This is a genomic window from Intrasporangium sp. (assembly GCF_051961875.1).
Lineage (GTDB): Bacteria > Actinomycetota > Actinomycetes > Actinomycetales > Dermatophilaceae > Intrasporangium_A.
The window spans coordinates 1-2,605 of the sequence record NZ_JBQCCV010000030.1; the positions used below are offsets into that span (position 1 = coordinate 1).

The following is a 2,605-nucleotide window of genomic DNA, read 5'->3' on the forward strand; positions in this document are numbered from 1 at the left end:
CGCAAGCGCTTCGACGGGCGCCCCGAATACGTCGTCAACTTCATGCGCTTCGTCGCGCAGGAGGTGCGCGAATACCTGGCGCAGCTGGGCTTCCGCACGCTGGCCGAGGCCGTCGGGCACGCCGAGGTGCTCGACGTCGACGACGCGGTGCGGCACTGGAAGACCGAGGGTATGGACCTCGCGCCGATCTTCGCGATGCCGCAGCTGCCGCCGGGCACCGCGCGCCACCGCACGAAGGCGCAGGACCACGGCCTGGAGAAGGCGTTGGACAACACGCTGATCCAGCTGTGCGAGGGCGCGCTGCGCTCCGGTGACAAGGTGCGCCTCGACCTGCCGGTGCGCAACGTCAACCGCACGGTCGGCACGATGCTCGGCTACGAGGTGACGACGCGGTGGGGCGCCGAGGGGCTGCCCGACGACACGATCGACGTCACGCTCACCGGCTCGGCCGGCCAGAGCTTCGGCGCGTTCCTGCCGCGCGGGGTCACCCTGCGGCTGGTCGGCGACTCCAACGACTACGTCGGCAAGGGCCTCTCGGGCGGCCGGATCATCGTCCGCCCCGACCGGACCAACGTGTTCCCCGCGGAGCACAACGTGATCGCGGGCAACGTGATCGGCTACGGCGCCACGGGCGGCGAGCTGTTCCTGCGCGGACAGGTCGGCGAGCGGTTCCTCGTGCGCAACTCCGGCGCGACGGCCGTCGTCGAGGGCATCGGCGACCACGGCTGCGAGTACATGACCGGAGGCCAGGCGCTCATCCTCGGACGCACCGGGCGGAACTTCGGCGCCGGCATGTCCGGCGGCACCGCCTTCGTGCTCGACCTCAAGCCGAGCCGCGTGAACAAGCAGGCCCTGGACTCCGGGGACCTGCAGCTGATCGAGCTCGACGACGAGGACCGCGACATCGTGCGCAACCTGCTCGTCAAGCACATCGAGGAGACCGACTCCGCCCTTGCCCAGCGGCTGCTCGACAATTTCGACGACACCGCGGCCAGGATCACCAAGGTCCTCCCGCGCGACTATGCAGCGGTGCTGCAGACCCGTCTGTCCGCCCTCGAGGAGGGCCTGGACCCGGACGGCGAAGAAGTTTGGTCTCGCATCCTGGAGGTGACCGGTGGCTGACCCACGCGGATTCATGAAAGTGCGCCAGCGTGAAACGCAGCAGCGGCGCCCAGTCCCGGTCCGCATCATGGACTGGAAGGAAGTGTACGAGGCCCGGCAGGAGGGCACCGTCCTCCGCCGGCAGGCCTCCCGCTGCATGGACTGCGGCGTGCCGTTCTGCCACCACGGGTGCCCCCTCGGGAACCTCATCCCCGAATGGAACGACCTCACCCGCCGCGGCGAGGGCCAGGACGCCTCGGAGCGGCTGCACGCGACGAACAACTTCCCCGAGTTCACCGGGCGGCTGTGCCCCGCGCCCTGCGAGAGCGCCTGCGTCCTCGGCATCAACCAGCCCGCGGTGACGATCAAGCAGATCGAGGTCTCGATCGCCGAGGAGGCGTTCGACGCCGGCTGGGTCGAGCCCCTTCCGCCGGCGCGCCTCACGGGCAAGACCGTCGCGGTCGTCGGGTCCGGGCCGGCGGGCCTCGCCGCCGCGCAGCAGCTCACCCGCATCGGCCACACCGTCGCGGTCTACGAGCGGGATGACCGCATCGGCGGCCTCCTGCGGTACGGCATCCCGGACTTCAAGATGGAGAAGGACGTCATCGACCGCCGCCTCGCCCAGATGCAGGCGGAGGGCACCCGCTTCCGGACGGGCGTCGAGGTGGGCAAGGACGTCAGCTGGGACCAGCTGCGCAGGCGGTACGACGCCGTCGTCATCGCGACCGGCGCGACCGTCCCGCGCGACCTGCCGATCCCCGGCCGCCACCTCGACGGGGTCCACTACGCGATGGACTACCTCGTGCAGTCCAACCGGGTGGTCGCGGGCGACACCGTCCCCGCCCAGATCGACGCACGCGGCAAGCACGTGGTCATCCTCGGCGGCGGCGACACCGGCGCCGACTGCATCGGCACCGCCCACCGCCAGCAGGCCGCCTCGGTGACGACCCTCGCCATCGGCAAGCAGCCCCCGGCCGAGCGGCCCGCGCACCAGCCCTGGCCGATGTTCCCGACCCTCTTCGAGGTCGCCACCGCCCACGAGGAAGGCGGCGAGCGTACCTACCTCGCCTCGACCGTCGAGTTCGTGGGGGAGAACGGCCGGCTCGCCGGCATCAAGGTCGCCGAGACCGAGTACGTCGACGGGCGCCGCCTGCCCAAGGCCGGCACCGAGCGGATCATTCCCGCGGACCTCGTCTTCCTCGCGCTCGGCTTCACCGGCGCGGAGCCGGCCGGCATCGCCGAGCAGGTCCAGGCAGGCTTCGACGACCGCGGGAACGTCTCCCGCGACGCCGACTACATGACGGAGGTGCCCGGCATCTTCGTCGCGGGCGACGCCGGCCGCGGCCAGTCGCTCATCGTCTGGGCGATCGCGGAGGGCCGCGCCGCGGCGGCCGCCGTGGACCGCCACCTCATGGGCTCGACCATCCTGCCGGCGCCCGTCGCGCCGACCGACCGGGCCATCACGGTCCTGTGAGGCGCGGGCTCCCGGCCCCGCGCCGGGAGC

The 2,605-nt window shown here is 71.9% G+C and carries 1 protein-coding gene and 1 pseudogene; both read left to right on the forward strand.

The annotated features are described in order from the left end of the window. A pseudogene (locus tag ACTHJJ_RS01840) lies at positions 1-1,122 on the forward strand (glutamate synthase subunit alpha); the annotation flags it as partial. Beyond that, positions 1,115-2,575 (forward strand): glutamate synthase subunit beta, encoded by a 1,461-nt coding sequence (locus tag ACTHJJ_RS01845; RefSeq protein ID WP_440301233.1) that lies wholly within the window; start codon positions 1,115-1,117, stop codon positions 2,573-2,575. The pseudogene ACTHJJ_RS01840 and the gene ACTHJJ_RS01845, both read left to right, overlap by 8 nt. Positions 2,576-2,605: the final 30 nt, after the last annotated feature.